Raw genomic sequence first — 26,873 nt, forward strand, 5'->3', positions numbered from 1 at the left:
CGCGCCTGGCCGAGACGCTGTTCTTTGCGGCCATTGCCCCCTGGGAGCTCGACGGCACGAACGTTATGATCCGCGCTTATGCAGCAGGTTTCCCGCCTGTTCGATGGGTGCCGGCCGAAAGTCAAATTCATACATAGAAAAAACAAATCATATCACGTTTTTCGATTATTCTCACAAAATAAATATTATATATCGAAATTAGAGACTTTTCTAAAATCAGAAAATAAAATAGCGAAGAAAATCGCGTCACATTATACGAACAATCTTCCTTTTGTCTCTGCACGCTCCGGAGACCGCGCAACAATTCTACGTTACAGCGCCTGTTATCTTCGACGAAAAACACAATGAAGCCCGCCACCTGGAATTGGGTTGACGTGTGTTGGACTTTCATGGCCGCTAGAGCTATCGCAGACAGGCAGGCCGCCAATCGCGTCTCTGCATCCCTATTGCTTATGGCATCGGCTGAGCAATATCCGTTGCTGTCGCTACCGGCACGCCGTGCAAACGTTGGCGACAAGATCATCCGCTGCCTGCATTCGTCTCATGCATATCGCACGGCGCGTCTATCCATTCCCCAGACTGAACCAGAAAACTGAACCGGAACATTGCCCCCAGAAACTCACAGGCCAGAAAATCACAGGAAGGAAGAATGTCATGACCATAAAGACAGTCGTTCTCGTGCATGGTGCTTTCGCCGACGGCTCTTGCTGGGTGAAGGTCATCCCTTTGCTTGCAGCGCGCGGGCTGAAGGCAATCGCAGTTCAAAATCCGCTCAGCTCGCTTGCGGATGACGTGAAGGCAGCCCATCGCGTAATTGAAATGCAGGAGGGTCCCGTTCTGCTCGTCGGCCACTCCTGGGGCGGCGCCGTCATTACCGAGGCGGGCAATCATCAGCAGGTCAAGGGTCTCGTCTATATCGCAGCCGGCGCACCCGATACCGGTCAGTCCTTCAATGACTGGTGGAAGGACTATGAACCCGCACCCGGCGCCGCCGAGATCAAACCTTATGGCGAAGGCTATGTGGCGCTGACGCATGATGGCGTGCGCAAGCACTTCGTTCAGGACCTGCCGGTAACCGAAGCCGATATCGTTTATGCCACCCCGAGCCCGCTCGCCGTCGCCTGCTTTGGCGCCAAGATCAGCCGGGCCGCATGGCTTCCAAGCCCTCCTGGTACCTCGTTGCGGCCAAAGACGAAACCATCCCGCCGGCCGTAGAACGCGTTTCCGCCGCGCACATGAAGGGCGAGACGCTTGTCCTGCAAAGCGGCCACGTCCCCATGCTGTCGCAGCCCGAAGCGGTCGCAGACTTTATCGCCAGTGCCGCGGCCGCGATCGACGCCTGACATTTCCCTGCGAGGGCGCGACTTTGGTCGCGCCCTCGCAGGGAAACTTTCTCAATCGAATGTCGCCTGCACGATCCATGCCTCTTCTTCGCTCGGAATATCGAAGCCTTGAACATATTTCGCGAGCAGGTCGTCCGTTATCGGAAACGCGGCATTTGCATMACGTCGTGCTGAGCGTTCTCTCAAACGGCCGCGCAAAATCGCTTCCTCCACCAGAAGATAAATGATGCAGCACCGGTGATCACGGGCTTCGACAAGCCCACGGTAGCGGGTGCGAGCCGCCGCATTCCAGAAGGCAAAATCGATCACTGCCTTCGTGCCGCGCATGAGCTGGTCTTCAAGTCGGAGCTTCAGCCGCGTCTCCGCGGCGGCCTGCAGATCGGCATAGGCGGCCTCCGGATAATCGACGCCAAAACGCCCGTCATGCCGCCAGACCTCTTCGTCGATCGAGAAACGCTCACATCCGAGCGCCTCCAGCCTCTGTGCAAAGGTCGTCTTGCCGGAACCTGCCAACCCGCACATCATGAACACGATCCGCGGCTCGGTTCGTACCAGATCTTCGGCGGCAGCCACTGCCTGCCGATAAGACATCACCATCCGAAACTCGCCTCCTGCGATCCTGATCGGCGACGGAACCTCCGCGTTTGATCTTGTGCCTCACGCCTCGACTGACGAGAGCCGGCCATCGCCTATGTACGCATTTCTATCCCTCTGAACTTGCTCACACAATGCGTCAGTGGCGGACACGTTTTCCGTCAATTGCCAATGAGAAGGCCATCACCAGGGGATAGCGCCCTGCTCGCTCTGGCAAATGCCTTTGAGGTCGTGCCCTTGAAGCAACGCCATTCGCACCGGAAAAGCCGCAGCCTCCGATGGCGTGCGATCGCCGCGATGGCCGCTGAGGTCAGTAGCCACGAGGCCGGGGCAAGCCGATACGGCGGTGATCCCGGTATCGCTGAGCTCGGCATTGAGCTGGACCGTCAGCATGTTCAGCGCCGCCTTCGAGGCATTGTAGCCGATAAGGCGAACGCCATAGAACGGCCAGCTTGGATCGCCGTTCAGCGTCAGGGAGCCGAGGCTGCTGGTCATGTTGACGATGCGCCCTGCCCCGGCCCTGCGCAAGAGCGGCAGCATCGCCTGCGTCACCGCGAGCGCGCCGATGAAATTGGTCTCCAGCTCGCGGCGCACAGCCTCCAGCGAAGCCTTGCCGGGAGCGCCGTCGGTGTAGTCGGCAATGCCGGCATTGTTGACGAGAATATCGAGGCGGCCATGCCCGGCATCGATCTCGGCAGCGGCGGCAGCGATGCTCCCGGTGTCGCAGACATCGATCCGGATGAACGACACATTAAGTCCCTGCGAAGCCAGTTCGTCTGCCGCCGATCGCCCACGCTCCGCGTCACGCGCGCCGAGCAGAACAGTCACGCCGGCCTGGGCGAGCTGTCTGGCGATTTCATATCCGATACCCTTGTTCGCGCCGGTCACGAGCGCGATGCGGCTGGAGCTGTCTGTCATCTAAAGATCCTTGAAAATCCCGTTCGTTGCGAGCAGATTGAAAATAAGAAGGATTCTTCAGGTTTTGAATTCGCATATGGTTTCCGCCCAGACATCAGCTGCAAATGCCCGCAAATCACCGCGTCAGGCGCGGTCGGTGAACACCGTCGAGGCAATTTTCGAAGCGACGATTCAGGTTTTGATGTCGGACGGGCCGGGTGAGCTGACGACGACCCGTGTCGCGGAAAGAGCCGGTGTCTCCGTCGGCTCCCTCTACCAGTATTTTCCGAACAAGCAGGCTCTCTTCCACGCCGTCAACGAGCGCTATCTGACGATGCTGGCCGACCGCGTGGAAGCGGCCTGCCAGGCCCATCGCGGCGCGCTCTATGCGCAGATGGCCGATGCGCTCGTCAGCACCTATATCGAGGTGAAGATCGAGCGCCGCGACGTCACGATCGCCCTTTATCGCGCCGCCGCCGAGGTGGATGTCGCCGAAATTGTCGAAGCAATGTCGCAACGCATCGAAAGATCAAGCGAAGCCATGTTCGCCACCGCCTCGGACGCGAAGTTCGCCAATCTCTCCACCGTCAACGTGATGATGCTGAACGTGCTCTGCGGCACCGTCCGCAACGTCTTCGAGCGGGACATGTCGGAACTGCTGATCGACGGCGGATTGCGGACGCAACTGACGCTGATGTTCTGCACCTATCTGGATGCCGCGAAGATTCCGCCGTCGGAAGCTTAGCCTCGTCAGGCAATCACCCGCCTGCCCTTTTACTCCGCCAGTTCCCGCATGACCTTTATAAGATCCGACTTGCCCTCGAAGCCGATGCCGGGCAGTTCCGGCATGGTGATGTGGCCGTCGACAACCCTTACCCCATCAGGGAATCCGCCATAGGGCTGGAAGAGATCCGGATAGCTCTCATTGCCGCCAAGGCCGAGGCCGGCCGCGATGTTGAGCGACATCTGGTGGCCGCCATGCGGAATACAGCGCGATGGCGACCAGCCGAACTGGCGCAGCACCTCGAGCGTGCGAAGATATTCGACAAGACCGTAGGACAGTGCGCAGTCGAATTGCAGGTAATCGCGGTCGGCGCGCATGCCGCCATAACGCAGCAGGTTGCGGGCATCCTGATGCGAGAAGAGGTTCTCGCCTGTCGCCATCGGCGCATCGTAGAATTCGGAGATCGCCGCCTGCAGCGCATAATCCAAGGGATCGCCGATTTCCTCGTACCAGAAGAGTGGATAGTCGCGCAGCATCTTGGCATAGGCGATACCGGTCTCCAGATCGAAGCGGCCGTTCGCATCGACGGCAAGCCGTGCCTGCGAGCCGATCTCCTCCAGCACGGATTCGATGCGGCCGCGATCTTCATCGATCGAAGCACCGCCGATCTTCATCTTGACCACGGTGTAGCCGCGATCGAGATAGCCGCGCATCTCCCTGCGCAAGGCGCTGTTGTCCTTGCCGGGATAGTAATAGCCGCCGGCGGCATAGACGAAGACTCTCGGATCGGCCTCCCTGCCCTTCATGTCTGCCAGCAGCCGGAACAGCGGCTTGCCTTCGATCTTGGCCACGGCATCCCAGACCGCCATGTCGATCGTGCCGACGGCGACCGAGCGCTCGCCATGACCGCCGGGCTTCTCGTTCTTCATCATCGCCGCCCAGATCCGGTGTGGGTCGAGATTGGTGCCGGCATCGTTCACGAGGCTATCAGGCGCGGCCTCGAGAATACGATCCTTGAAGCGCTCGCGGATGAGACCGCCCTGCCCGTATCGGCCATTGGAATTGAAACCGTAGCCGACCACGCGGCGACCATCCCTGACAACATCGGTAACGACGGCCACCAGGCTCGCCGTCATCTTGCTGAAGTCGATATAGGCGTTGCGGATCGGCGAAGCGATCGGCTTCGTCACTTCGCAGACATCGATGATACGCATTGCAATCTCCATTCCGGATCGAAGGGTTATTGCCCTCACATGTTCATGTCGTATGAAGAATCCGCCCTCCGCGTCCAGTGCCGATCCGGGCTCTTTCAATGCCGGATCGGCACCGTAAATTTTCCGTTCTGCGCAAATAACTATGAATTGACTTGAAATCCCCGCAGCTATCTCGTTCTGTCAATGCTCCGCAAGCATCGCAGAAACGGATGAAGCATCGTGGAAACTGCCTGGCTCGCCGACCTCCGGGCTCTCGCCGAAACGCTGAACTTTTCGAGAGCGGCAGAAAAGCGCCACATCACGCAGCCGGCTTTCGGGCGCCGCATCAAATCCCTCGAGGACTGGTGTGGCTCCGAACTTGTCGATCGCTCGACGCACAGGTTGAAGCTGACCCCTGCCGGCGAGGCTGTGCTCGAGGCGGCAAACGACATCGTGGCGCGGCTGGAGCGCGTCAGCCGTGATCTCGAGCAGATGCGTGCGGCGACATCGACGGTGACCTTCGCCGCGACCCATGCCCTGTCCTTCATCTTCTTCCCCGGCTGGATTCAAGGATTGGGCCACGAAGCATCGACGATGCCCATCCGCCTGCTCTCGGACAATATGAACGAGTGCGAGCGGATCATGACGGAAGGCCGCGCGCAGTTCCTGCTCTGCCACGACCACCAGAACAGCAGGATCCGTCTCGACAGGAACGCCTACAGGCATGTGGAGCTTGCAACGGATCGCCTGATCCCCGTCAGCGGCCGGGACAGGCATGGTCACGCGCTCCACGCCATTTCGCAGCCAACGGATCGCCCGCTCCCGCATCTCGCCTTCGAAGAGACATCAGGCATGGGCCGGATCCTGTCATCGGCCCTCTCGGCCGGCACAGGTCAGCCGCATCTCTCGACAGTCTTCACCTCACATCTCGCAATGGCGCTGAAAGCGCTTGCCGTCGAGGGAAAGGGCGTCGCCTGGATACCGGAGAGCCTGGCGGCGGACGAGATGGGGCCGGCCGGAAGGCTCATATCAGCCGGATCGTCCGATTGGGCCGTCGACGTCAAGATCGTCCTGATAAGACCGCGAGCGCGCATGACCGAGATTGCCGAGAGCTTCTGGAGCCTCGTCCAAAGCGCCGCGGCTGCAATGCCGACTGCGAAGGGCGGCGTTATTTCATGAGCGAAGCCTGCCTCAGCGCGGCGTGAATGTCGCTGACGACAGCGGCTCCTTCGCCGACCGCCGCGGCAACGCGCTTCGTCGAACCGGCCCGGACATCGCCGATCGCAAAGACGTTCGGCAGGCTGGTTTCCAGTTGCAGGGATCGCCTTCCCAGCTCCTCTTCGACATCGGGACCGAATGCCGTGCCGGTCCGGATGAAGCCCTTGTCATCGGTCTTGATGCGGCACTTGATCCAGTCGGTATTCGGATCGGCGCCGATGAACATGAAGACGCGGCGAAGATCGTAGTTCTTGCGGGACTGTTTTTCGAAATTCGTAAGCGTCGCCGCCAGACGGCCATGCGGATCTTCGGCCAGCGACGTCAACTCGCATCCCACATGCATCTCCACGTTCGACAGCGCGGCTATGCGGTCTATGAGGTATGCGGACATCGTCTCCCGCAGGCTTCGGCGTATCACCAGATGCAGACGCCGCACCCGCGGCGCCAGGAAGGCGACCGCCTGGCCAGCCGAGTTGCCGCCGCCCACCAGGGCGATATCGTCGTTTTCGCAGAGCTTCGCTTCGATCGCCGATGCCCAATAGGAGATGCCGGCACCCTCGAAGCGTGAGATGTCGGGAATGTCGGGCCTGCGGTATCGCGCGCCTGAGGCGATGACGACGGTTCGCGCCTTGACCTGCCTGTCTCCCCCGACCCGCAACACCATCGGGTCGGTTCCGCGTTTGCCTGCGGGGGCCGGCACCAGTTCATTGACATCAAGCGGCAGGGCGATCTCCGCGCCGAACTTGAGCGCCTGATTGAAGGCGCGGCCCGCAAGCGCCTGACCAGAAATTCCGGTCGGGAAGCCGAGATAGTTTTCGATGCGGGAAGAACTCCCGGCCTGCCCGCCGATCTCCCGCGCATCGATCACGATGACGCTGAGCCCTTCGGAAGCGGCATAGACGGCTGCAGCCAACCCTGAAGGCCCCGCTCCGACGATCGCCACGTCATAGAGGGTGGCCGGATCGAGTTCCGGCATGATGCCAAGGCAGCAGGCGGCCTCGGCATCCGTCGGATGTTTGAGCACCGTGCCATTGGGGCAGACCATGAGCGGCAGATCGTCAGGCAGAATTCCGAGCCTCTCCACCAGGGCCTGGCCTTCGTGATCCGACGCCGCGTCGAGAACGATATGCGGATAGCCGCTGCGGGACAGAAAGCCCTGAAGGCGAACGAGATCGCGCGCTCCTGGATGACCGATCAGGATAGAGCCGGAGCCCCCGAAGCTGATGAGTTCCACGCGCCGCAGGATGTAGGCGCGCATGATGATCTCACCGATATCGGCCGAGCCGATGATCAGAGCCTTCAGATGCGCCGCGTCGAATGCCAGTGCCACACATCCTTCCGGACCCGCACGCGCACCTGCAAGTGCCGGCCTTCCGGAGAGCTGACTGACCTCTCCCGAAAACTGTCCTTTGCCGTGACCGGTGATCAAGGCTTCCGGCATCGACAGCCCGTCATGCCTGAAGACATCCAGACGACCGGAAAGGATCAGCCGTGCGGGCGAATTCCGGTCACCGATCTCAGACACGACCTCGCCGGGGGCAAAGGTATGTGGGCCACTGCTGGCAAAGCGCGTCGCCAGGCGGATCTGCTCGGCGCTCAGCACCGGAAACATCTGGTATCGGCGGGATTCGAGGTTGTCGGTCATGTCGACGCTCAATAAAAGCGCGGGATCGGGCCGCGCTGCGGTGTCTGATCGGGCAGTTCCACCATCGTCTCGTCGAGATAGCACCAGCCCCAGCCTTCCGGCGGATCGTACCCTTCGATAATGGGATGTCCCGTGGCGTGGAAATGCGCAGTCGCATGCTTTCCGATGGATTGATCGCAGCATCCGACATGGCCGCATTCGCGGCAAAGTCGAAGATGGACCCACTCCTGTCCGTCCTCCAGGCATTCCTCGCAACCAAGCGTCCTCGGCTCGACGGATCGAACGGCCGCAACATGCTTACATTCTGACATCTGAACCTCCGGTGGCAATTGAAGTCTATGTCCCTGGCGGGAAACATAGATCACGAAACGGTTCTCTGTATCCTATACGCAAGGATAAAATCGTCTCCTCGCCGACCGGCTCATTCTGGAGAAAATTCCAAGTGGCAGGTCGGCGGTGGTCGCCAAGGATGGCTTGGTCCGGAAATCCTTGCGCGGCTCAGGCGGCGCGGGATGCCGTTACATCAGGCCGCGCAGCGGCGATCCGGAAGCGCGAAACAATCTCTTCGAGCGCCAGGACCTGCTCGTTCAGTCCCTTGCAGGCCAAGTTGGTTTCCGCCGCCATGGCGGAATTGCGCTGGGTCACCTCGTCCATCGCATGGACCGAGCTGTTGATCTCGCCGATCGCCGAGGACTGCTCGTTCAGGGAAGTGACCACGGCCTGGATCAACTGGCCGACATGCTGCACCCTGGTTTCGATATGGGAGAGCGCTTCGCCAGTGCGGTTGACCAGCGCCACCCCCGAGCCGACCTGGTCCGAAGATGTCGAGACCAGAACCTTGATCTCCTTGGCGGCATTGGCCGAGCGGGAAGCAAGTTCGCGCACTTCCTGTGCCACGACGGCAAACCCCTTGCCGGCTTCGCCCGCGCGGGCTGCTTCGACACCGGCATTGAGCGCCAAAAGGTTGGTCTGGAAGGCGATGTCGTCGATGACGTTGATGATCGAGCCGATCTGGTCCGACGAACCCTCGATCCGCTGCATTGCCGCGATTGCCTCGCGCATCAGGTCGGTGCATTGCAGCGCAGCCTTGCTGGTCTCGCTCGTCATCCGGCTTGCCTCGCCCGATTGCGACGAGGAATTGCCGACGGCGGCGGTGATCTCGGTGAGTGCGGCCGATGTCTCTTCGATGGTTGCTGCCTGCTGCTCGGTGCGCTTCGACAGCGCCTCCATGGCGCCGGCGATATCATGTGAAGAATGGCGCAATGTGCTTGTCGCGCCGGAGACGGCGTCGATCGAACTGGACAGCGTGTCGACACTGGAATTGAAGGCGGCGCGGAGCTGTTCGTAGGCGGATGAGAACCTGGTATCGATGTGGAAGCCGAGATTGCCGCGCGACAGTTCATCGAGCCCGCGGGTGAGTGAATGGATCACCTCGTCACGCGCGGCTTCCTCGGCAACGCGCTCGGAGGCCAACTGGCGTTCGCGGGTGACTTCGGCTTCCTTGGCCCCCGCCTCGCGCAGGTGCGCTTCGCGGCGCTCAAGGGAATTGGTGCGGAAGACGACAACGGCTTGCGCCATCTGGCCGATCTCATCGCTGCGCTCTGCATAGGGCACGTCTTCGGAGAAGTCGCCATTGGCAAGGCCGCTCATATAACGCCTCATGCCATCGATCGGCAGGACGGCGCGGCGGCGGAAGAAATAGAGCCCGGCGAGCAGCAGCAGGAAGGACGCAAGTGAAGCCACTGCAGCCGCCGAGGTCCATGTCATGATCTCATCGGCAGCATTCTTCTCCTGCCCCTTGAGATAGGTATCGGAATTGACCACGAGCTTTTCGACCGCATCCTGATGTTCGTGGAAGGCGGTCCTGAGCTTGACCATCGGCTCGGCTGCGGCGCCGGCCTGCCTGGTCTTGAGTGCCGGGATGACGTCCTCTTCCATCACCTTCCAGAAGAGGTCGCCCTTGGCCAGCACTTCCTTGTTGAGCTCGTCCTTGAGCGGCTGCGGCAGGCGCGTTGTCTGCCAATAGCCGCGGCGATCCTCATAGGCTGCCTTCAAAGTAGCGATCTTGGCGAGATTGGCATCGATCAGATCGGGAAAGTCGTTGGCCTCATGCGACAGCATGTAGGATTCGACGACGAAGAGCGGCGGCGGGAGGATGTCGGCAATCAGGTCTTTGCCATAGACGATCTGCTCGTAGATCGGTCCGTTGACCTTGAGCCGTTCGAGTGCGGTCTGTTGCAGCGCGAAGGAAGCGAACATGCCGACGGAGACGGCGATGCCCACAGCGGCGAGATTTCTTGCAATGGTGAGCTTCATCATCGATCCCTGGAAAAGCGGCACGCCCGCGTTTAGACACTCGGCCTGCCTTCTGACCGAGCACATTCCATGAACTCTAATATTTTATGGTAAAGAAATAGTATCAAAAGAGCCGTTATCTTTGACGCCGACAACGCTACAACTATTCTTCCCTATGGCGGGCACGGATATCGTCGGAGAATTGGCTCTCTTTCTTCAAAGAAGGTCAATCATACTCGATATCCCCCGAAGAGTGGGCCATCCCATAATAAAGCCGCTCGGCAGGCCCCGACGTCTTAAGAAGAACCCCGCCTGGCCGAGGGCCGCTTTCCGCATTCGCGCGCAACCCTGCCGACAGGCTGGGATCGTCTCCCTTGCCTCGGCCCCGCCGGAATGTTCGACCGGCCGTCATTGCCAGGACGGCAAACCATCCTATCCTCCCGCAGCACGAATCGAACAGACAACGGGAGGCACGATGACCGACGACGTGTTACAGAGCGTGGCCGCGCGATGGAATGGCAATGCCGATCAATGGACGCATGACGTACGCAACGGCTACGACGCCTACCGCGAGCTCTTCACCTTCCCCGCCTTCATCGATTTCCTGCCGCCGCTTGCCGGCCTCGATGTGATCGATTTCGGCTGTGGCGAAGGAACGAACACCCGCCGCTTCGCCGAAATGGGCGCACGCATGACCGGCATCGATCTCTCCGAGCGGATGATCGGTCATGCGCGGAACGCCGAAGAGAAGCATCCCCTCGGCATCACCTACAAGGTCTCCTCCTACAGCACCGATACCGGCTTCCCCGACGGCTCTTTCGACGCCGTCATCTCCACCATGGCGCTAATGGATGGCCCGGATTTCGATGCCGCCATGCGGGAGGCCTATCGCCTCGTCCGCCCCGGCGGCTTCCTCGCCTTCAGCGTGCTGCATCCCTGCTTCATCACGCCGGGCCTCGCCTGGCAAAAGAACGAGGCCGGCATTGCGACAGCGCTCTGCGTCTCGCGCTATTTCGACCGCAGCACTTTCACCGAAGAATGGCGGTTCRGCAGCCGCCCGGCGGACGAGATCGTTCAGCCCTTCGCCGTCCCCCGCTTCCCGCGCATAATGAGCGAATATCTGAATGGCATTGTCGCGGCCGGATTCCGCATCGGCAGGATCGGTGAGCCACAACCGAGCGCGCAAGCTTGCGAAGACAAGCGTTTTGCCCGCTGGCGCGACCTCGCCGCATTCCTCCTGCTCGTCATGGCAGAGCGCCCCTAGGGGGGATGCCCTGTCATCTGGTGGCGGACCAGCATCCCTCAGCTTCCGCGAGAATAAATTGTCGCATTGTGACCGCGGTCACTATCGGAAACATCCACCGCTTGTATTTTGCCCTCGCTGGATGCTGCACCTACCAGCAGGAGAAGGGTCGCCAGGCCCCACTTGGTGGCCCTTCTTATATCTCCCGCTGATGATGGCGGGTTACGCAATCACCGAAACGTCTCGCTCTGGCTGCCGATCCTGCCGCCCTTTCGCACGCCGGTCGCTGCATTCGTTCTTGGGTCGGACTGCGCATCACTGAACCACGACACGATGAGCAGAAGAGCCGCGGCTGCAAACAGCGGCGGGCCAAGATAGACGATCAGGAGGGAATGCAGCGATTTCACGGTGGTGGTGTTTTCGGGTTTCTACGTTGGGGGGCGATCCAGGTCGCCGCACCTGGGATGGGGTTATCGTGATCGTGCGTTAGTTCGGGTCGCCGCGACCCTCATGTGAAACGAAGGAAATATCAAGCGACTGGGAAGCATTCAGGCTCTGATAGATTTCCCGAACACTATAGTAGGCGCCACCCCACATCAGCACACTGAGTTGAAAAGCGATGAAATAGAAGTAAATCCTCATGACTTCCCTTCGGGACTAGCGTTTAACGGCGCCAAAGATCCAAAACTAATCTTTATGCACACCCAGAACTTAATCTCGGGATCTTAGCTTTATCGCAAAATTAACCGTGTTATTACTGAAGCTATCACAACATAAAAAGTGACATAATAACCCGAATGGGTGAAATCATGAGGTATAAAAAGAATTATACTTCTGCCTACCTCTGGCGACGTCACCTTCCCGTCAGAACCAGCGATCGCGCATGCACCGGCACTTGGAAGAAGGATCGTCATCGTATCCAGCCCGTCGAAATGGCGGGTCGAAAACCGGATCCGGCGGCGCCTGCCGCAAATCGGCCGCCCTGTGCCGGCGCCCATCTTTTCTGTCATGTCCGGCCGACAGGCTTTGGCTGGCCGCGGCGGCTTCTCCTATCGGATGAGGGAGAAATAGCCGTAAAGATCTGATCGTTAACCACTCCGGACTAAAGCCCTGGCGTCATATCTCTTTTAGTATGCATATTAGAATGCTCTAAGGTGGTCGCGGCTCGGGAGGGGTATGATGACACGTTGGGATGAAGATGAAGTCTTTTCCAGATTCGTGGAGGAGCGCCGCGAGCTCGGCTTTCGGGGCGACCGGCCGCCGCAGCGACGGCGGTCGATAAACTGGCAGTTTCTTGCGGTTGTCGCGGTTGTTTTGGGCGCCGGGCTCATAACGGTTACATCAACCAGGATCGACACCGAGGTCACCGTCGTTCTTCCTCAGTAATGGTGCCAGGGACTGTCAAGAATGCAGGCGGACGTGTATCCGCCGCCGACCGAACCTGTCGGCCGGCAGCGGCCGTTTGCCCATCGGATGATGATAGGGTCATCGGGTTACAACTATTGAATGAATTGCCATCGCCGGTTCACGAGGTAGCATTCCGGTGACCTTGTGGCGCGGGCTTGCACATCACGCAACGCTTCGGCTCGCCACATCGGTCGGGAGGGTTTGATGGCACATGTAGAAGACGACGATGTCTTTTCCAGATTCGTGGAAGATCGTCGCGAGTTTGGCTTTCAGGGCAAGCGGCCGCAGCAACGGCGGCCGATGGGTTGGCCCTGGGTTGCGCTGATCACGGTTGTCCTGGGTGCCGGGCTCATCACGCTGACATAAGCGACGAACGACAACGAGATCACCCCGCCCTTCCTGAGATGGGGAAAACGGCTGCGGCGCTCAAGCATGTCGCTCAACTGTGCGGCAGATCTGCGATCAATCTGAAAGATTGCGACAGGCTTTCGTAAGTGCGACTGGTTGTGACCTTCGTCATGGTAAGTCGTGGCTTCCCGCATTTGCGGACTATCCCGTCAGAACCAGAGGTCGCGCACGCACCGCCCCTTGGAAGGAAGGTCCTCGAACGTCTCCAGCCCGTCGAAATGATCGATCGGCAGGTCGGAAACGCGGTCCGGCGGCGCGAGCCGCAAGTTGACCGCCATGCGCCGGCGCCCATCCTTGTTGAGCCTCAGGCCACGCCAGCTCAAAACACAGGCGCAGGTCGGGCAGAACAATATTTCCAGCGACGACGTCTCCGGGCCGGTCCGCGTATAGGAGCCGGTCTCGCCCTTCATGGAGATACGCCCGCCCTCGTAATCATAGGCCCAGAGCGCCCCATAACGCCGGCAGAGCGTGCAGTTGCATGCGGTGATCGAGCCCGGATCGCCTTCCAGCGTCCAGCCCGCCTTGCCGCAATGACATGAGCCGATCAGCATCAGCGCACCGTTCCATCCTGCTTGTTCAGATAGCGTATCCTGCCCCAATCCCGTGATATCCGCAAACGGCGCCCGAGCCGATGCTCCTCCCCGCGCTCAGGGCTCGATCGCCGCCCTTGACTCCCACCGAAATGAGAACATAATAAGAACATCCTTGGCGTCTCGGCCGCCATCCCGACAATATGAAACTGAAATGCTCTGCAAGGAGAATGAGAAGATGCGTCCGCAATTGGCTCCCAAAACTGATAGTGATGTGACTGAAAACGAAGACCTGAGCTGGGAGGTCGAGGCCGTTCTCTCCTGGCACGACGAGGATGCCAAGGCGGCCATCGCCACGCTTCTGCAGGACTGCCGCCACCTGCGCAGCCAGCTTGCTCTGGCCGAGGGCGCGATAAGCAGGGGCATGGTGCGCGGCTGGCGGCCATCTTTCGACCGCCCTCTTTTTGAACGCAGATGAAACACCGCCGCAGCGTCGATCTCGTCGCCGGCCACGAGGTGGTCGAGATCGACAGGGAGACGCTCTCCACCCTGCCGCAATGGTATGTCATCCACGCGCGATGCCCGGCCTGCCAGCACGAAACGATGATCGACCGGCGCGAGCTCGCCTACCGTTCCGGCAAGGATATAACCCTTGCCAGGATCGGTCCTCGCCTGAAATGCAACGGCTGCGGCAATCGCTCGGGAAACCAGCTGCTGCTCGGCAGGCTGCCGCGCGATTGACTGCGATCCCCGCTCTACGTGCCGGCCTCCGCAAGCAACAGCCGCGCCGCCACCATTGCCCCGTCGGTGCGAATCTCAGGGGCAAGGGCCGAGGCGCGCTGGCGCATTTCCGGCTGCAGCGCTGCTGAAAGTGCACTGGAAAAACTCTGAAGCGTCGGCGTTGCCCCCTCATGCGCCACGCCGATGCCGAGCGCTGCAACGCGGGATGCCCAGTAGGGCTGATCGGCTATCTGCGCCACGACGACCTGCGGCACGCCGGCTCGGGCCGCCGCTGCCGTCGTGCCTGCCCCGCCATGATGGACGATGGCCGCAACCCGCGGAAAGAGCGCCTGATGATTGGCCTCGTCGACGACGAAACAATCGCTTCCGCCATCATCGGACACCAGGCCGGCCCAGCCTTGCGACAGCACCGCCCGCCGCCCCTGCTGACGGATAGCAGCAACGATCAGGCTGGCGGCATCCCTTAACGCATGCATCGGCATGCTGCCGAAACCGACATAGACGGGTGGCTCGCCGGCATCGAGAAAGGCTTCCAGTGCCGATGGCAGCGGCCGGTCGTCATCAAGCATCCACGCGCCCGTCTGCACCGCATCGACCAGATCCGTCTTGAGCAAAGGCCCGAGCACCGGGTCGGCGGCAAGCAAGGGCCGTCTGCTCAGGACGGGATCGCGGACATTCTTAACCGGATAAAGGCCCATCGAGGCGCGCAGACGATTGAAGGCCCCACCGAACATCACATTCTTGGTTTCGATATCGTAATCCCAGAGCGCCCTGACATCCGTCACCCCAGGCGGATGCGGCCGGCCCGGAAAAGCATGCGGCTTATGATGCTCCGATGGCAGGAAAATCGGGCAGAAGGCGGCGCCGAAATAGCGGATGCCAGCCCGGTCAGCCACCAGCCGCGCCGCCGCCATCGAAGGAAACAGGCCTGCAGCGACAATCAGATCGCAGCCTTCCGCCGCCGCCGAGAGGGCTTCGACCTGTGCTGCCATGATCGCGGCCGCCCGTTCGGAAATGCCTTCGGCGGAACGCTCCCGCGTGTTGCCCGCCGCGCTCCTCTTCATCACCTCGCTGACCCACTGTCGCACCGGCGCATTGGCCGGCGCCAGCGGCACGCCGAAGCGCTCCAGCAAGGCTGCAAATTCCGCATCCGGCGGCGCACACACGATCGCGTCTGCGCCTGTTGTCCTCAAAGCCACTGCCAGCGCCGCCAGCGGCTGCACATCGCCCCGCGACCCGTATGTGGAAAGCAATACACGCATGCTCTTCTCCCGATGCTGTTGATCAGGATACGCGTTCTACGCCTCGACCTGGGTCTTGCCGCAAGTCCCCCCTGCGCCATATCTAAAGGCATAGCAGGGAGTGTGATCGCACCCTGCCGGCTTCTTCCCCCTCATTTCGCGCGATAAACGGCAAAGGCAGCCCTGCGATCCTACGTCAGGAACCGGCTGAGATAGGCATAGCTGCGCGCCGCAAATTCGAAGGGCAGTCGCGGATTGTCGTGCTCGACGACGAAAAGCCGGGCGCCGCTCGCCATCGCCGCCCGCCAGAGAGATGGCCAGAGCAGCACGCCGGAGCCGACATTTGCCCAGCCGTCCTCGTCCGGATCCATGTCATCGGGCGCCTGATCCTTCACATGCACCGAGACCAGCACGCCGGCATAACGCCTGATCCATTCGATGGCATTGGGCTGGGCGCGCGCGAGCCACGCAATATCCGCCTGCCAGGTAAGCGGGCTACCTCTGGCTGCCTCAAACATCAGCTCGAAGCCGTAGCGCCCGCCGATGGTGCGCTCGAAGCCCGCCGTCTTGTTGTGATAGCCGAGCGCGATGCCATCGGCCTTCATCTGTTCCGAGAGCGCGCCGAGCTCATGGCCGATCCGCTGCCATGCGGCTTTCGTTTCCTTCGCCACCAATGGCGCCGGATGCGGCACGAAGAGCTGCCCGATGCCGCACTGCTGGCAGGCCTCGACAAACCGCCGCCGCTCGCTGCGCAGCGCCTCCAGCCCGACATGGGCCGATGGTGCCACCAGCCCGTTCCTGACAAGCCCGGCCTGCAGGCTATCGACATCGCGCAGATGCCCCTCGAGCGGCTCGACCGCGCCATAACCGGCAGAAGCCGCCTTTTCGAGCTGCGTGCCGAGATCTCCAAGGCCGCGCATCGAAAAGAGCTGCAGCGAAAGCATCGGTTTCGTCATCGCCGCTCTCCAGACCATTGTCGCCCTCGCCGGCAAGGCATCCCGACCGTTCCTCCGTATCGAATCCGAGGACAGTTTCGCCTGTGTCGGCGCAGATTGCGAGGGCAAAAGCGGCCGATATCACCCCACTGCGGACAAGGCTGGCTTCGGCAGCAGCTTGCGTTTGAGATTGACGATATGGCGGCCGACGGATCTGTCGATACGCTTCACATCGATCAGCGTCAGGTCTCCGCAGGCGGAAAATGTGTGGAGGCCATCGGGGTAATCGGCAGTGGCGAGATCGCCCGTCAACTGCGCCGGCAGGTGCGTGCAGGTCACATGCGTTTCGCTGAGCAGGCTGAAGCGCAGGAAGCGCAGGCCGCCGCCATAGCTGACACTGCAATCCTGAACCGGCAGGATGATCTGGCCGTCAGCACCGATAAAGGGCGTGCCGCCCGGCCGGGCGCCGGAGCGATCCACCAGAACCGGATTTTGCGGATGGGTTTTCCACGGGCCGGTCAGCCGATCGGCAAAAGCGATATGCAGCTCGCGCTGGTCTCGCGCGCCGGCCCCGACAAGCGTGTAGAACATCCACCACTTGCCCTGATGCTCGATGAGACAGGCCTCGGCAGCCGGCACACCGGCCAGCAGCACCGTTTCCCGCACCCAGCCATCGGGAAACGAGCGGGCACGGTACAGTGCGACCTCCCCCGCCTTATGGCTTTCCGGCATCATCAGCACCTCGCCATCCTGCTCGATCAGGAAGGGATAGGAGAGATGAAAAGGCCTGGTGAGCGCCACCGCCTTGCCGCGCCATTGCAGGTTCGGCCCCACCAGTTCATGGCGCTCGATGAAGCCATGCTTGGTGTGGTAGTCATAGGCCTCCACGAAGACGTGCAGGCTGTCGCCGCGCTTCACGGCAAAAGGGTCTGCGAGATATCGCCAGGGGCCGGGATCGGGCAGCCATGTGATACGATCAGAACAATCCGCCAAAGTCTCGGCATCGAGCAGCGCCTCGGCAGGTGCCGGGACGATGCCGACCTGCCAGAAATCACTCTTGGGCTTCAGACGCATAGATCAACCGCGGCTGATCGATGTCGGGTGCAGTCTGGACTGCCGCTCCGCGGGCAACCCGGGAATAGAAATCGAGAACATTGGCGATACCTGCCGAACGAGAGAAGGGAGCCAAGTCGTAGCCTACGCGCGACAGGCGGACAACGGATTCTTCCCGCATCACATCGCCGAGCGCCTCGGAAAGCTGCTCGATCGAGCCGGGTGCGACCAGCGTCACCGGATGCTCGCGCAGATATTCCGACGGCCCTTCGGCGGCTGTCGCGATGATCGGCAACCCCTCATGCATGGCTTCGAGAATGGCAAGCCCCGCCGATTCTTCGCGGGACGGCGAGACGAAGAGATCGAGATTGCGCAGGAACCCCGGAACATTGTTGCAATGGCCGAGCAGATGGATACGGCTGTCGCCCTTGGCAAGCTTTTCCAGTGCGGCGCGATGCGGCCCCTCGCCGACGATGACAAGAGCGGCATTGGCGGGTGCCGCCTTCCGGAAGGCCGACACCAGCACGTCATATCCCTTGCTGAGATGCAGGCGTCCGACGCTGCCGACAAGCCGTGTTTCGCGCGGCAAATTCAACTGCGCACGCAGGTCGATGCTCTCGGCGGACTTGACGTCGGGCAGCCAGTTGGAAATCAGCGCCGACTGGCCGTCATATTTGCCAAGCCGCGTCGACTGGGCGGCATTGACGCAGATCACCCCGTCGAGACGGGCATGCTGTTTGGCTTTGTAGCCGACATGCAGGGTCGCGATCCGGGCGACGCTGTCGGGCGCTGCGGCAAGCGCCTTGCAGCCATGGCTGAGATGCCCATGGGCGATCTCGATCCCTGTTCGCCCAGCCAGCCACCTGATCCTGAGACCGCGCAGGAACGGCATCGAAAATCCGTGGAAAATAACCTTCTCGGAAAGCAACCCCGCCATCGGCGAGCCGTATCGCCCGGCAACGTGCACCTCGTGCCCAAGAGCAGCCTGCCCATTGGCGAGGTCAACGCAGTATCGTTCCGATCCCGCAACTCTGGAGGAGAACAAGACATGCAGAATTTTCAACTTGGGAGATGCTACCGGATCGGCAGCCGTATAGGTACGCGGGTGCAACTCACCCACGAAATCATTTCGAGCGCTCAAGATACACCTCAGACCGATGGCCGATCGAGTTGAGATGTTTGCCGAACACTGCTCGATAGCTTCTGGCGATGATCTACATTGCGGAAGCATTACCGACAAGACTGGCTAAGCATACAGAATCGTAAGCTTTTACGCCACAGAACAACCATTTTTGGGGTAACTTGCTGAAGTAGCTCTGAAAAAATTGCGGCAGTATTATGCATGACTGAAACAGCGATGAAACAGCCTGCTAAAGTGCCAAAAAAAGTCTTGAGACAAACTGTGCGGACAATACCAAAGCCGCCGCCTCACACCCGACCTTCGGTCCGGCACTTTATTTTTTCAATGCGTAGTTGATTCTGCGGACCGTCTCGGCGATGCGGATCGCATAGGTCGGCAACCGCCTCCACCAGGGAAATTTGGTTTCCCTGTAGACGGATCGTGTGCCGATATTCGAGCCGCCCTCTTTCACATCGGCCACATTCCGACGGGTCGTATAGATCCGCGCTCGGGATGCCCAGCCCCGCTCCAATTCGATATCCCAGGGAAACCGCATGACGGCGATCTGCTTGAGGAGCTTCAGGGCGCCCATCCGCGTCACCGCATAGCAGGCGGCCGACCCTTGAGGACCATGCGTCGCCCGGCCGATCTCATCGCCCGCCGCCGAGGTGGCGACAGGCCTGAAGCCGACGGTGCGGTGATTCAAGAGCTTAATCACATCGGCGCCGGGAATCGCCGCGAGCGCGGCCTCGGCGCGCGCAACGAGATCGGCAGACAAAATGACATCGTCCTCGACGATGATGCAGGCGGCTTCACCCGTTTCCAGAAAGGCCGAGAGCACCTTCAGGTGGCTTCGGTAGCAGCCATATTCGCCCGGCAGCATGGTCCGGCCATTGTTGCGCTGGAAGGCGCGCTCATCACAGGCCACGCGCTGATCCGCGGCAACCTCTCGCCCATCGACGCCGGCAATGCGAACAAGGTCGAACTGCAAGGATCTGGCCTGATCGGAGAGAGCATTCCACCGATCCGTGGACCGGTCCAGATTGATCACATAAATATTGATGCTCATCGTCCAACCAAGGTTCTGCTGCTCGAGGCCGCCACGGGGCGTCCTGCATCGGGATTACGCTTTCCATCAAAAATGCTCGCCTAGCACTTCCCCCGCCAGTTGTGCAACCTGCCGTTCCGGCATTGCGGCAACGTCAGCGACGAATTTCGCTTATTCGGCCAGGAGGCAACCCGCATCATGGGGTCAGCAAAGCGCGCACGTCGATGACATCGGCTTGAATTGCCGGCCGAGAGTCYCTAGCAATCTCACCTGTCGATCAGCCCTTCAGGACGCCCAGCTTGCTCGCCTTCCCCTTCTCCTTAAACGATCCCATCCAGCATCATGGCCCGCTTCCGAAAACCTCCGACGTCGTCATTATCGGCGGCGGCGTCATCGGTGTGACGACGGCGCTGTTTCTGGCCAAGCGCAACATCTCCGTGACGCTCATCGAGAAGGGACGCATCGCCGCAGAGCAATCCTCGCGCAACTGGGGCTGGATCCGCAAGCAGGGCCGCGATGGCGACGAGCTGCCCATCGTCATCGAGGCCTGCCGCCTGTGGAAGGAGCTCGCGGCAGAATGCGGCGAGGATATCGGCCTTACCGAGACCGGCGTTACCTATCTCGCCAACTCCGACAAGCAGATGGCCGGCTTCGGAACCTTCATGAAGCTCGCGAACACCTACGACCTCGACACCCGCCTGCTCGACAGCGGCCAGACGGCCTCCCTCTTCAAAGGCATGTCCCGCAAATTTGCGGGATCGATGACGACACCCTCGGACCTGCGCGCCGAACCGTGGCTCGCCGTCCCCGCGCTTGCCCGGCTCACCGCAAGGCTCGGCGTGACGATCATCGAAAACTGCGCGGCGCGAACCCTCGATATATCGGCCGGCAAAGTGAGCGGTGTATGGACCGAGGCCGGCCGCATCGAGACCTCGACAGTACTCGTCGCCGGCGGAGCCTGGTCGTCGCTTTTCCTCAGAAACCACGGCGTCTCCATTCCGCAGCTTGCTGTCCGCGCCACCGTCGCCGCAACCGAACCTCTGGCTGAAATTCACGCCGGTGCCGCAGCCGGAGCCGATGTCGCCTTCCGCCGCAGGCAGGACGGCGGCTACACGCTGGCGCCGGCAAGCCACCGCCTCTATCTCGGCCCGGACGCATTCCGCCACGCCACGAAATATATGCCGGCGCTCATGGCCCACCCCTTCGGCACCCGCTATTCGCCCGCAGCCCCCGAAGGCTTCCCGGACAGCTGGTCGACCCCGCGCAACTGGACAGCGGATGCCGAGAGCCCCTTCGAGCGGATGCGCGTCCTCAACCCCGCTCCCGAACAATCCAGCCTCGATGCGATCAGCCGCAATTTCCAGCGCCTCTTCCCGCAATTCGAAACCGTGCGCCTGAAGACGACCTGGGCCGGCATGATCGACGCCATGCCCGACATCGTGCCGATCGTCGACCGCGTGCAGGCCATTACCGGCCTCTTAGTCGCCACAGGCATGAGCGGCCACGGCTTCGGCATCGGCCCAGGCATCGGCCGCGTGGTCTCCGACCTGATACAGGGCAACGCTCCCGGCCACGATCTCCACCGCTTCCGGCTCTCGCGCTTCAGCGACGGCAGCCGCATCCGGCCGGGGCCGGCGATCTGAGCCGACGCGAAGCCTGCGCGCCATCATGGACTGCGGCGGTGCGCCAGAATTGTCCGGGAGTTTCCATACCCGCTAGTCAGCGCAATGGGTTGAAGACGGACGTACATAAGATTTTAATCACGGCCTTAGATCGTTCTTCAACCCTCACGGGTATATTCCCTCGCATCTTCGCGTTTGCAAGGCTTCAGCGTAATGACGATTTTCGGCCAATCCCGCTTGGGGCGAATTGCTTATGCCATCCTGCTCATCATGATGTTCGGCTTCGATTTCGCCAAAGATCCGATAGAGCACTTTATGATCTCCCAGCAGGATGAGGCAGCCCGCCAGTTGATGGCTCCACGTCCCGCCAAGGCCGGCTCGTCGCCAGCTGCCAGCCAAGCCGTCAATGCCAGGACCGTCACAGGCCAGAACACCAATGGCCAAGCCATCAACGGCAGGCCCATGCCGTTGATGTTCAAAGGGCAGGAGGAAATGATCAAGAAGATGGCGGCCTCCGGCCGGAGGCCGACGTCAGAGGAGATGGCGAAGCTGCGCGCAACCACGGTGGTAGGCGCCACGCAGATGATGATGGGCGGCGGCTCGACCGACAAGGAAACGGCAAGCCTCGTTGCACGGCGATCCACGTTCGAAATGCTCTACATCCTCGCGGCAATCGCGATGACTGCGGTCACTATCATCGGACTTCTTTACATTGTGTCGAGCCGCCTGCGCGACATCGGTTGGCCACAATACCTGCTGTGGGCATTTCTCGCGCCGGTATTTCTCCCGAAGTTCATCGCCATCCCGCTTCCGGCGGTCGCGATCCAGGGCATTGCCGTGTTCTTTTACGGTGCGCTCCTCATTCTTGCATTCATCCCGAGCGGCGGTTTCGGCCCTCCCGCCTACCGCGTCGCGACGCCGCCTCGCGTGGCGGTCAAGCGCAAGCCCGGCCAATTCGGCAGGCTCGGCACCGAGTAGCAGCGCGCCTGCCTGTCTTCCCTCGGCCTTGCAGTCGAGGACGCTTCAGCCCTACCTCCGCCTCGCGATGAAAACCGACGTCGTCATATTCCTGGTGACGACACCGCCAAAATCGGCCCTTGCCAGTTCTTCCAACGCATTCAGCAGCTCATCGCGCTTCTCCGCTTCCAATGCCACGACATTCGAATAGGTCGCGTAAAGTCGCCGCACCGCAGGCGGATCGAGCGTCAGCGTCCACTCGAACATGACAGGCGGCTCGCACTGAAACGAGGCCTCCTCAAAATCCTTGAGCCGGGCCTCGCTATCGAGCCCGTGAGGCGTCAGCGTCGTCCCTCCGCCGGACGGGCTTGGGCGATGCCCGGCAAAGAGATGCGCGCTCGCCTCGTGAAAGGGGTCGGGCCTGATATTGTCGCCAAAGACGTTCCAGATCAGCGCCACAGCACCGCCATCGCGAAGCAGCGCATGGATACGCCGCAGCGCCGGAACGGCATCAAGCCAATGAAATGCCGTCGCGCTGACCACCAGATCGTAGGATTGCGGCGCCTCGTTCACCTCTTCGAAGGGTCGCTCGATCACCTCCAGCTCGGAGCGATGCAGCCGGGCGCGAAGGAATTCCGCAAGCCTCCCGTCCGGCTCGACGGCCAGAAGCCGGCGCGGCTCGTGATCCAGAAGATGTTCGGTGGCAAGCCCGGTTCCCGCTCCGATTTCCAGTATCGCGACACCGGATCGCAGTCCGGCCCGCTGCCGCAGGAGATCCCACACCGCCGGCGGATAAGGTGGCCGGGCTAACTGATAGTTTTCGGGGCTAAGTCCAAAGGCTTCCCGGCCAAATGAACGGGCAAGGGTATCACCGGACATGACGATCTCCGCGCTGATCGGCGTAGACCTATCCCATTCGGCAGGAAAGCGCACCCGTTAACCAAGCAGCGACACCGCACCGCTGGCGATATCATAGCGCGCCGCGACGACCTTGAGTTTCCCTTCCCTGGTGGCCCCTCCAATGACGGTCGAGCTTCGGCTGATCAGCGTTGCCTGCATACTGGCATTCGCATCGATGGCCGCGTCGAGATCGTTCCCAGCCGCATTCACCGCCGGCCAGATCGGCGCATAGAGGGCACCGATCTGGCCGGGCACGGCCTTGCCGTCGATGGTCGCCTTCACCGCACCGCAATTGCTGTGGCCGAGCACCATCAGAAGCCGGGCGCCAAGAACGGCAACGCCATATTCGAGGCTGGCGATGATCTCGGGCGTGGCGATATTGCCCGCGACACGCACCACGAAGAGCTGGCCGATGCTCTGATCGAAGACGAACTCCACCGGCACGCGTGAATCGGCGCAGGAGAGCACCGCCGCGAAAGGCTCCTGCTTCTCCGCCGTCTTCGCCTTGAGGATGGAAAGGTCTTCATTGAGAGACTGGAGACGCCCGTCGATGAAGCGCCTGTTTCCATCCATCATCGCCTTCAGCGCATCATCGGGCGCCATTGTGCTCTGTGCCGATGCCGGCTCGGCGGATGAGACGGCAGCCGCCAGCGCAGCACCTCCCAACGCGCTGCACAGGAAGCGGCGCCGTCCCTGGTCCGCTGTTGCATCAGGACAACCACCGCAGCCGCAAGCCACGCCGGGATGCTGCATAAAACCGTGCATTTTCCCCTCCCAAAATCGACAATGCCCAACCCGAGCCCTGTTCCCACATGGCAACGCGAGCGCCCGCCTTGCGCAAGTCGCCCAAACGGGTGAGGTGCGAACCGGTCTTTGCCCGCGCATCGCACGCCCCATTTCCCGGAATATTTCGCGACGCGAACACCTTGAGGCCATCGATGGCTTGTCCTCCCACCGGCACCTGATGCATCGAAAGACACGTCGGGGAGATGGGGCAAGCCAATGACACCAGGCATCATCCTGTTGCTGTTTGTATCAGGCATAGCCGGCGGGGTGATCAATGCGCTCGCCGGCGGCGCCACGCTGCTCACTTTCCCCGCCATGCTTGCCGCCGGCCTGCCGCCGGTGACCGCCAATGCCTCGAATGCGGTGGCGATCGTGCCGGGCCATCTGCTCGCCGTCCTCGCCGATCGCCGCAAGGTGCTGCCGCTTGACGGGAAGCTCGGTGCTTCCGTTGTCGTCTGCCTCATCGGCGGCGCCGTCGGCGCGCTCCTGCTGCTCGCCTTGCCCGAGCGGCTCTTCGTTCTCCCCGTTCCAGCCCTGATCGGCATCGCCACCCTGCTCTTCCTCTTCTCGCCCCGCATCGCCGCCTGGGCGGACGCGAGACGCGGCGATGCCGAGCCGTCGCGCGGTCTCGGCCTTTCCGTGCTGGGCCTCTCGTCGATCTATGGCGGCTTCTTCGGCGCCGGCCTCGGCGTCATCCTGACGGCAGTTCTCTCGATTGCCGATCCCAACGACATCCGCCGCGTCAAGGCGCTGAAAAATCTGCTCGCGACCTCGGTCAGCATGGCCGCCATCGTCATCTTCATCGCTGAAGGCGCCGTCCACTGGCCCGAGACGTTAACGATGCTGTCAGGTGCGCTCGCAGGCGGCTATCTCGGCGGTTATCTTGTGCGCGTGCTGCCGGCAGGCGTGGTCCGCTGGTTCGTCATCGTCACCGGGACAGCCATGACCGTCGTCTATGCTGTCAAATATTGGAGCTGAGCCCCTCTCCTTCATCTCGGCCGCCACAGCCGCTTCAACCCTTGCCACCGTTTGAGAAGACGGATCACGATCGGCGGCGGGATTTTCCTGTGGTCGGCAATCGTCCCCTGCCGCGTCACAGGCGCTCGGGGATCCAGCAGGAAGGCCACCATCACGCAGGCGCTCGTCGCCTCTGCGGCCAATATCTCCTCGGACAGCAGCAGCCCTTGCTCGCCTTCACCAAATGCCTGCCCGCCGGCGCGAACCGCGCCGCTGAACACATAGAAATAGAGGTCGCACCCCTGCTTAAACGGGAAGTCCACCCGCACGCCGGCCTCCAGCCGGATGTCGAAGAAATCGATCCTGTTGCGAACGAAGAAAGGCGCATCGCCCCCTTCCGGCCCGACAAGGTGCCGCCAGCGATTGGGCGCGCTGTCAGGCATCACCCCATGCTGGATGCCGGGTTCGAGATCGACCGCATCGGGTCGCACCAGGATCTGCAGCATGCGCAACGGCGGATCGGAGGCCAGCGTCTCCTCGGAATGCCAGAAGCTGCGCCCGGCATTCATCACCATCAGATGCCCGCTGTCGCAAACCAGCCGGCCGCGCGCCCTGTCTTCATGGCGCATCACGCCATCAGGCACCCAGGAGATGATCTCATCGTTGCGGTGCTCGTGCATGGCAACCAGCCGGCCCGGATGCAGGACGGTTTCGACCACCATCGCCAGCGGCCCATGCCCGTGATCCCCAGGTTTCGGCTTTACCCATCCGGGCATGTTGATATGCACGACGAACCCTCCCATGTCGCGCACGACGAAGGTTCGTTCCGCCTTGAGCAGCATCGCATCCTCCTTGCCTGCAAGCAGTGACGATACCGGCCCATTAGCGCCCCGATCCCATCAGAGGTCAATCAAGCGGCCTGCCATTGACCTGTCCCGCCCCGGCCTTAAATGCCTGCGCCGTACGCGCAACAAGGAAACCCATCGTGAGCAATGACAACACAATCCCGTTCCGGCGCCCTGACGCGCTCGCCAGATTTGCGAAGTCCCCTCTCGTCGCAGCCCGCTATGGCGGCGCGGATGAAGCGCGGCTCGCGGCATTCGAAACGCGCCACGAGATCAGTCTGTCCGAAGGCTATCGCGATTTCCTGATGCGGGAAAACGGCCTCGACTATCACATTCCCCACACCACCATCGCCACGCTGCCCGCAGAGGCGCAGAGCGATGCCTTCGTTCTCTCGGACATCAATACGCTGTTTGGCATCGGCAACGGGCATCCGTATTTCGATCTCGAGGAACTCGCCCCGGACATGGATTTCCACGACTACGGCTTCACCGCCTTCGCACATGTCATCGGCCTCGGCGGCGACTTCTCCACCCTCGTCGAAATCACCGAAGGCAAACATGCAGGCGCGATCATGTACACCGATGGCGAGCTTTTCCATGGCATGCGCAGCGATGGCATCGGCGGAAAATCCGCTGACGAAGCGATCGATGATTTCATCGAGAACGGTTATTACCTCGAAAGCGATCTTCACCGTCGATCTGCGCGATCCCGACGAGGCGAGGCTGAGAGAGGAAGAGGCAGCCCTTGCCCGCTTCCTCGAAATGCTCTCCGCAGAAGAGGACGTGACCGTTACGGTAGAGCGGCTGGCCCGCTTCGAGCCGGTCACATTCGACGAGCGCATTGTCACCGAAATCGAAACGGCAGCCAAGGCGCGTGCGCTTCCCTGCCGGCGCATGACATCAGGCGCCGGCCATGATGCGCAGATGATCGCCCGCATTGCGCCTGCAGCGATGATCTTCGCGCCGAGCCGGGGTGGCATCAGCCACAACCCCAGGGAATTCACTGCCGATGATGATATCATCGCCGGCGCCGACATCCTGCTCGATGTGACGAGCAAGTTGACGCTAGAGGAATAGCCGATGGATCTCGATCGACTGGTCTCCGACATGCGGCAATGGCGCCGCCATCTCCACGCCCACCCGGAATTCGGCTTCGAGGAAAGGYGGACCT

28 protein-coding genes and 2 pseudogenes are annotated in these 26,873 nt (G+C 61.5%); 12 read left to right on the forward strand and 18 right to left on the reverse strand.

Annotated features, from left to right (window positions below; all coding sequences use genetic code 11):
- Window positions 1-654: 654 nt before the first annotated feature.
- A pseudogene (locus AC1D35_RS17665) lies at window positions 655-1,343 on the forward strand (alpha/beta fold hydrolase).
- 51 nt (window positions 1,344-1,394) lie between these two features.
- On the opposite strand, the gene AC1D35_RS17670 reads toward AC1D35_RS17665, so the two are convergent.
- Both AC1D35_RS17670 and AC1D35_RS17675 read right to left on the reverse strand, forming a co-directional pair.
- Window positions 1,395-1,940: a P-loop nucleotide/nucleoside kinase family protein gene (locus AC1D35_RS17670; protein ID WP_477939269.1), complete on the reverse strand. Its 546-nt coding sequence runs from the start codon at window positions 1,938-1,940 to the stop codon at window positions 1,395-1,397.
- Window positions 1,941-2,120: 180 nt separating this feature from the next.
- Entirely contained in the window at window positions 2,121-2,855 is a 735-nt protein-coding gene (locus tag AC1D35_RS17675) for an SDR family oxidoreductase (protein ID WP_113311047.1), read from the reverse strand.
- Window positions 2,856-2,991: 136 nt separating this feature from the next.
- Here AC1D35_RS17675 and AC1D35_RS17680 point away from each other — a divergent pair, with 136 nt between their 5' ends.
- Complete coding sequence (locus AC1D35_RS17680) at window positions 2,992-3,579, forward strand: TetR/AcrR family transcriptional regulator (RefSeq protein ID WP_477939271.1); 588 nt, start codon at window positions 2,992-2,994, stop codon at window positions 3,577-3,579.
- A gap of 29 nt (window positions 3,580-3,608) precedes the next feature.
- Here AC1D35_RS17680 and AC1D35_RS17685 read toward each other — a convergent pair whose 3' ends face one another.
- On the reverse strand, window positions 3,609-4,772 hold the full coding sequence (locus AC1D35_RS17685; RefSeq protein ID WP_113311049.1) for a mandelate racemase/muconate lactonizing enzyme family protein: 1,164 nt from the start codon (window positions 4,770-4,772) through the stop codon (window positions 3,609-3,611).
- 219 nt (window positions 4,773-4,991) lie between these two features.
- Between AC1D35_RS17685 and AC1D35_RS17690 the strand changes: the two genes are divergently transcribed.
- On the forward strand, window positions 4,992-5,930 hold the full coding sequence (locus AC1D35_RS17690; RefSeq protein WP_113311050.1) for a LysR family transcriptional regulator: 939 nt from the start codon (window positions 4,992-4,994) through the stop codon (window positions 5,928-5,930).
- Here AC1D35_RS17690 and AC1D35_RS17695 read toward each other — a convergent pair.
- The 3 genes from AC1D35_RS17695 to AC1D35_RS17705 form a co-directional block, all read right to left on the reverse strand.
- The gene (locus AC1D35_RS17695) at window positions 5,920-7,614 is read right to left on the reverse strand and encodes an FAD-dependent oxidoreductase (RefSeq protein WP_113311051.1); all 1,695 of its coding nucleotides are present in this window, start codon (window positions 7,612-7,614) and stop codon (window positions 5,920-5,922) included. The two genes, AC1D35_RS17690 and AC1D35_RS17695, sit on opposite strands and share 11 nt — an antisense overlap.
- Window positions 7,615-7,622: 8 nt before the next feature.
- A complete protein-coding gene (locus AC1D35_RS17700; protein WP_113299248.1) occupies window positions 7,623-7,925 on the reverse strand; it encodes a UBP-type zinc finger domain-containing protein in 303 nt (100 codons plus the stop codon).
- A 187-nt stretch (window positions 7,926-8,112) separates the two neighbouring features.
- A complete protein-coding gene (locus AC1D35_RS17705) occupies window positions 8,113-9,930 on the reverse strand; it encodes a methyl-accepting chemotaxis protein (protein ID WP_113311170.1) in 1,818 nt (605 codons plus the stop codon).
- A gap of 454 nt (window positions 9,931-10,384) precedes the next feature.
- Here AC1D35_RS17705 and AC1D35_RS17710 point away from each other — a divergent pair, with 454 nt between their 5' ends.
- Complete coding sequence (locus AC1D35_RS17710) at window positions 10,385-11,173, forward strand: class I SAM-dependent methyltransferase (protein WP_477939274.1); 789 nt, start codon at window positions 10,385-10,387, stop codon at window positions 11,171-11,173.
- A gap of 209 nt (window positions 11,174-11,382) precedes the next feature.
- Here the strand turns inward: AC1D35_RS17710 and AC1D35_RS17715 are convergent, their stop codons facing one another.
- Window positions 11,383-11,559 carry a hypothetical protein gene (locus AC1D35_RS17715; protein ID WP_162747188.1) on the reverse strand — a complete coding sequence of 59 codons (177 nt, stop codon included), beginning with the start codon at window positions 11,557-11,559 and terminating at the stop codon, window positions 11,383-11,385.
- A gap of 79 nt (window positions 11,560-11,638) precedes the next feature.
- Window positions 11,639-11,794 (reverse strand): hypothetical protein, encoded by a 156-nt coding sequence (locus AC1D35_RS17720; protein ID WP_477834585.1) that lies wholly within the window; start codon window positions 11,792-11,794, stop codon window positions 11,639-11,641.
- Between the two features lie 537 nt (window positions 11,795-12,331).
- Here AC1D35_RS17720 and AC1D35_RS17725 point away from each other — a divergent pair.
- Together AC1D35_RS17725 and AC1D35_RS17730 are read left to right on the forward strand one after the other, a co-directional pair.
- Window positions 12,332-12,538 carry a hypothetical protein gene (locus tag AC1D35_RS17725; protein WP_113318943.1) on the forward strand — a complete coding sequence of 69 codons (207 nt, stop codon included), beginning with the start codon at window positions 12,332-12,334 and terminating at the stop codon, window positions 12,536-12,538.
- 225 nt (window positions 12,539-12,763) lie between these two features.
- Complete coding sequence (locus AC1D35_RS17730; protein ID WP_162747189.1) at window positions 12,764-12,925, forward strand: RagB/SusD family nutrient uptake outer membrane protein; 162 nt, start codon at window positions 12,764-12,766, stop codon at window positions 12,923-12,925.
- A 191-nt stretch (window positions 12,926-13,116) separates the two neighbouring features.
- Here the strand turns inward: AC1D35_RS17730 and AC1D35_RS17735 are convergent, their stop codons facing one another.
- Entirely contained in the window at window positions 13,117-13,518 is a 402-nt protein-coding gene (locus AC1D35_RS17735) for a GFA family protein (RefSeq protein ID WP_113311053.1), read from the reverse strand.
- Between the two features lie 217 nt (window positions 13,519-13,735).
- Between AC1D35_RS17735 and AC1D35_RS17740 the strand changes: the two genes are divergently transcribed.
- Together AC1D35_RS17740 and AC1D35_RS17745 are read left to right on the forward strand one after the other, a co-directional pair.
- On the forward strand, window positions 13,736-13,975 hold the full coding sequence (locus AC1D35_RS17740; protein WP_113299376.1) for a hypothetical protein: 240 nt from the start codon (window positions 13,736-13,738) through the stop codon (window positions 13,973-13,975).
- Window positions 13,972-14,238, forward strand: coding sequence for a hypothetical protein (locus tag AC1D35_RS17745; RefSeq protein WP_113311054.1), 267 nt, complete (start codon window positions 13,972-13,974; stop codon window positions 14,236-14,238). The genes AC1D35_RS17740 and AC1D35_RS17745 overlap by 4 nt, the downstream gene beginning before the upstream one ends.
- 14 nt (window positions 14,239-14,252) lie before the next feature.
- Here AC1D35_RS17745 and AC1D35_RS17750 read toward each other — a convergent pair whose 3' ends face one another.
- The 5 genes from AC1D35_RS17750 to AC1D35_RS17770 all read right to left on the reverse strand — a co-directional run bounded on the left by AC1D35_RS17750 (window position 14,253) and on the right by AC1D35_RS17770 (window position 19,656).
- Window positions 14,253-15,500: a glycosyltransferase gene (locus tag AC1D35_RS17750; RefSeq protein ID WP_477939278.1), complete on the reverse strand. Its 1,248-nt coding sequence runs from the start codon at window positions 15,498-15,500 to the stop codon at window positions 14,253-14,255.
- Between the two features lie 170 nt (window positions 15,501-15,670).
- Window positions 15,671-16,435 (reverse strand): sugar phosphate isomerase/epimerase family protein, encoded by a 765-nt coding sequence (locus AC1D35_RS17755; protein ID WP_113311056.1) that lies wholly within the window; start codon window positions 16,433-16,435, stop codon window positions 15,671-15,673.
- A gap of 120 nt (window positions 16,436-16,555) precedes the next feature.
- Window positions 16,556-17,488: a glucosamine inositolphosphorylceramide transferase family protein gene (locus tag AC1D35_RS17760; protein ID WP_113311057.1), complete on the reverse strand. Its 933-nt coding sequence runs from the start codon at window positions 17,486-17,488 to the stop codon at window positions 16,556-16,558.
- Window positions 17,466-18,587 carry a glycosyltransferase gene (locus AC1D35_RS17765; protein ID WP_477939281.1) on the reverse strand — a complete coding sequence of 374 codons (1,122 nt, stop codon included), beginning with the start codon at window positions 18,585-18,587 and terminating at the stop codon, window positions 17,466-17,468. The genes AC1D35_RS17760 and AC1D35_RS17765 overlap by 23 nt, the downstream gene beginning before the upstream one ends.
- Window positions 18,588-18,921: 334 nt before the next feature.
- Window positions 18,922-19,656 (reverse strand): glycosyltransferase family 25 protein, encoded by a 735-nt coding sequence (locus AC1D35_RS17770; RefSeq protein ID WP_113299378.1) that lies wholly within the window; start codon window positions 19,654-19,656, stop codon window positions 18,922-18,924.
- Between the two features lie 278 nt (window positions 19,657-19,934).
- On the opposite strand from AC1D35_RS17770, the gene AC1D35_RS17775 reads away from it, so the two are divergent.
- Both AC1D35_RS17775 and AC1D35_RS17780 read left to right on the forward strand, forming a co-directional pair.
- The gene (locus tag AC1D35_RS17775) at window positions 19,935-21,278 is read left to right on the forward strand and encodes an NAD(P)/FAD-dependent oxidoreductase (protein WP_477939283.1); all 1,344 of its coding nucleotides are present in this window, start codon (window positions 19,935-19,937) and stop codon (window positions 21,276-21,278) included.
- A gap of 192 nt (window positions 21,279-21,470) precedes the next feature.
- Window positions 21,471-22,235 carry a hypothetical protein gene (locus tag AC1D35_RS17780; RefSeq protein WP_113311059.1) on the forward strand — a complete coding sequence of 255 codons (765 nt, stop codon included), beginning with the start codon at window positions 21,471-21,473 and terminating at the stop codon, window positions 22,233-22,235.
- 51 nt (window positions 22,236-22,286) lie between these two features.
- On the opposite strand, the gene AC1D35_RS17785 is transcribed toward AC1D35_RS17780, so the two are convergent.
- Both AC1D35_RS17785 and AC1D35_RS17790 read right to left on the reverse strand, forming a co-directional pair.
- Window positions 22,287-23,093, reverse strand: a complete 807-nt coding sequence (locus AC1D35_RS17785) for a class I SAM-dependent methyltransferase (protein WP_113311060.1) — start codon at window positions 23,091-23,093, stop codon at window positions 22,287-22,289.
- A gap of 57 nt (window positions 23,094-23,150) precedes the next feature.
- Window positions 23,151-23,879: a carbonic anhydrase gene (locus tag AC1D35_RS17790; protein ID WP_113311061.1), complete on the reverse strand. Its 729-nt coding sequence runs from the start codon at window positions 23,877-23,879 to the stop codon at window positions 23,151-23,153.
- A 237-nt stretch (window positions 23,880-24,116) separates the two neighbouring features.
- Here AC1D35_RS17790 and AC1D35_RS17795 point away from each other — a divergent pair, with 237 nt between their 5' ends.
- Entirely contained in the window at window positions 24,117-24,878 is a 762-nt protein-coding gene (locus tag AC1D35_RS17795; protein ID WP_477853724.1) for a sulfite exporter TauE/SafE family protein, read from the forward strand.
- An 11-nt stretch (window positions 24,879-24,889) separates the two neighbouring features.
- On the opposite strand, the gene AC1D35_RS17800 is transcribed toward AC1D35_RS17795, so the two are convergent.
- Both AC1D35_RS17800 and AC1D35_RS17805 read right to left on the reverse strand, forming a co-directional pair.
- On the reverse strand, window positions 24,890-25,699 hold the full coding sequence (locus tag AC1D35_RS17800) for a pirin family protein (protein ID WP_113311062.1): 810 nt from the start codon (window positions 25,697-25,699) through the stop codon (window positions 24,890-24,892).
- A gap of 104 nt (window positions 25,700-25,803) precedes the next feature.
- Window positions 25,804-26,301 carry a hypothetical protein gene (locus tag AC1D35_RS17805; RefSeq protein ID WP_477853750.1) on the reverse strand — a complete coding sequence of 166 codons (498 nt, stop codon included), beginning with the start codon at window positions 26,299-26,301 and terminating at the stop codon, window positions 25,804-25,806.
- Between AC1D35_RS17805 and AC1D35_RS17810 the strand changes: the two are divergent.
- Window positions 26,279-26,779 (forward strand): annotated as a pseudogene (locus AC1D35_RS17810) (M20/M25/M40 family metallo-hydrolase); the annotation flags it as partial. The gene AC1D35_RS17805 and the pseudogene AC1D35_RS17810 overlap by 23 nt on opposite strands.
- Between the last annotated feature and the right edge of the window lie 94 nt (window positions 26,780-26,873).

The sequence above is a fragment of the Rhizobium sp. P1_E6 genome, from assembly GCF_056405875.1.

Bases quoted from the DNA above. Each gene is read 5' to 3' on its own strand.
- AC1D35_RS17780 (WP_113311059.1), top strand. From the start codon at position 21,471: ATGACGATTTTCGGCCAATCCCGCTTGGGGCGAATTGCTTATGCCATC.
- AC1D35_RS17700 (WP_113299248.1), bottom strand. From the start codon at position 7,925: ATGTCAGAATGTAAGCATGTTGCGGCCGTTCGATCCGTCGAGCCGAGG.
- AC1D35_RS17725 (WP_113318943.1), top strand. From the start codon at position 12,332: ATGACACGTTGGGATGAAGATGAAGTCTTTTCCAGATTCGTGGAGGAG.
- AC1D35_RS17790 (WP_113311061.1), bottom strand. From the start codon at position 23,879: ATGCACGGTTTTATGCAGCATCCCGGCGTGGCTTGCGGCTGCGGTGGT.
- AC1D35_RS17720 (WP_477834585.1), bottom strand. From the start codon at position 11,794: ATGAGGATTTACTTCTATTTCATCGCTTTTCAACTCAGTGTGCTGATG.
- AC1D35_RS17805 (WP_477853750.1), bottom strand. From the start codon at position 26,301: ATGGAAAAGCTCGCCATCGGTGTACATGATCGCGCCTGCATGTTTGCC.
- AC1D35_RS17705 (WP_113311170.1), bottom strand. From the start codon at position 9,930: ATGAAGCTCACCATTGCAAGAAATCTCGCCGCTGTGGGCATCGCCGTC.
- AC1D35_RS17750 (WP_477939278.1), bottom strand. From the start codon at position 15,500: ATGCGTGTATTGCTTTCCACATACGGGTCGCGGGGCGATGTGCAGCCG.
- AC1D35_RS17695 (WP_113311051.1), bottom strand. From the start codon at position 7,614: ATGACCGACAACCTCGAATCCCGCCGATACCAGATGTTTCCGGTGCTG.
- AC1D35_RS17795 (WP_477853724.1), top strand. From the start codon at position 24,117: ATGACACCAGGCATCATCCTGTTGCTGTTTGTATCAGGCATAGCCGGC.
- AC1D35_RS17745 (WP_113311054.1), top strand. From the start codon at position 13,972: ATGAAACACCGCCGCAGCGTCGATCTCGTCGCCGGCCACGAGGTGGTC.
- AC1D35_RS17675 (WP_113311047.1), bottom strand. From the start codon at position 2,855: ATGACAGACAGCTCCAGCCGCATCGCGCTCGTGACCGGCGCGAACAAG.
- AC1D35_RS17770 (WP_113299378.1), bottom strand. From the start codon at position 19,656: ATGAGCATCAATATTTATGTGATCAATCTGGACCGGTCCACGGATCGG.
- AC1D35_RS17740 (WP_113299376.1), top strand. From the start codon at position 13,736: ATGCGTCCGCAATTGGCTCCCAAAACTGATAGTGATGTGACTGAAAAC.
- AC1D35_RS17685 (WP_113311049.1), bottom strand. From the start codon at position 4,772: ATGCGTATCATCGATGTCTGCGAAGTGACGAAGCCGATCGCTTCGCCG.
- AC1D35_RS17730 (WP_162747189.1), top strand. From the start codon at position 12,764: ATGGCACATGTAGAAGACGACGATGTCTTTTCCAGATTCGTGGAAGAT.
- AC1D35_RS17755 (WP_113311056.1), bottom strand. From the start codon at position 16,435: ATGACGAAACCGATGCTTTCGCTGCAGCTCTTTTCGATGCGCGGCCTT.
- AC1D35_RS17760 (WP_113311057.1), bottom strand. From the start codon at position 17,488: ATGCGTCTGAAGCCCAAGAGTGATTTCTGGCAGGTCGGCATCGTCCCG.
- AC1D35_RS17785 (WP_113311060.1), bottom strand. From the start codon at position 23,093: ATGTCCGGTGATACCCTTGCCCGTTCATTTGGCCGGGAAGCCTTTGGA.
- AC1D35_RS17800 (WP_113311062.1), bottom strand. From the start codon at position 25,699: ATGCTGCTCAAGGCGGAACGAACCTTCGTCGTGCGCGACATGGGAGGG.
- AC1D35_RS17735 (WP_113311053.1), bottom strand. From the start codon at position 13,518: ATGCTGATCGGCTCATGTCATTGCGGCAAGGCGGGCTGGACGCTGGAA.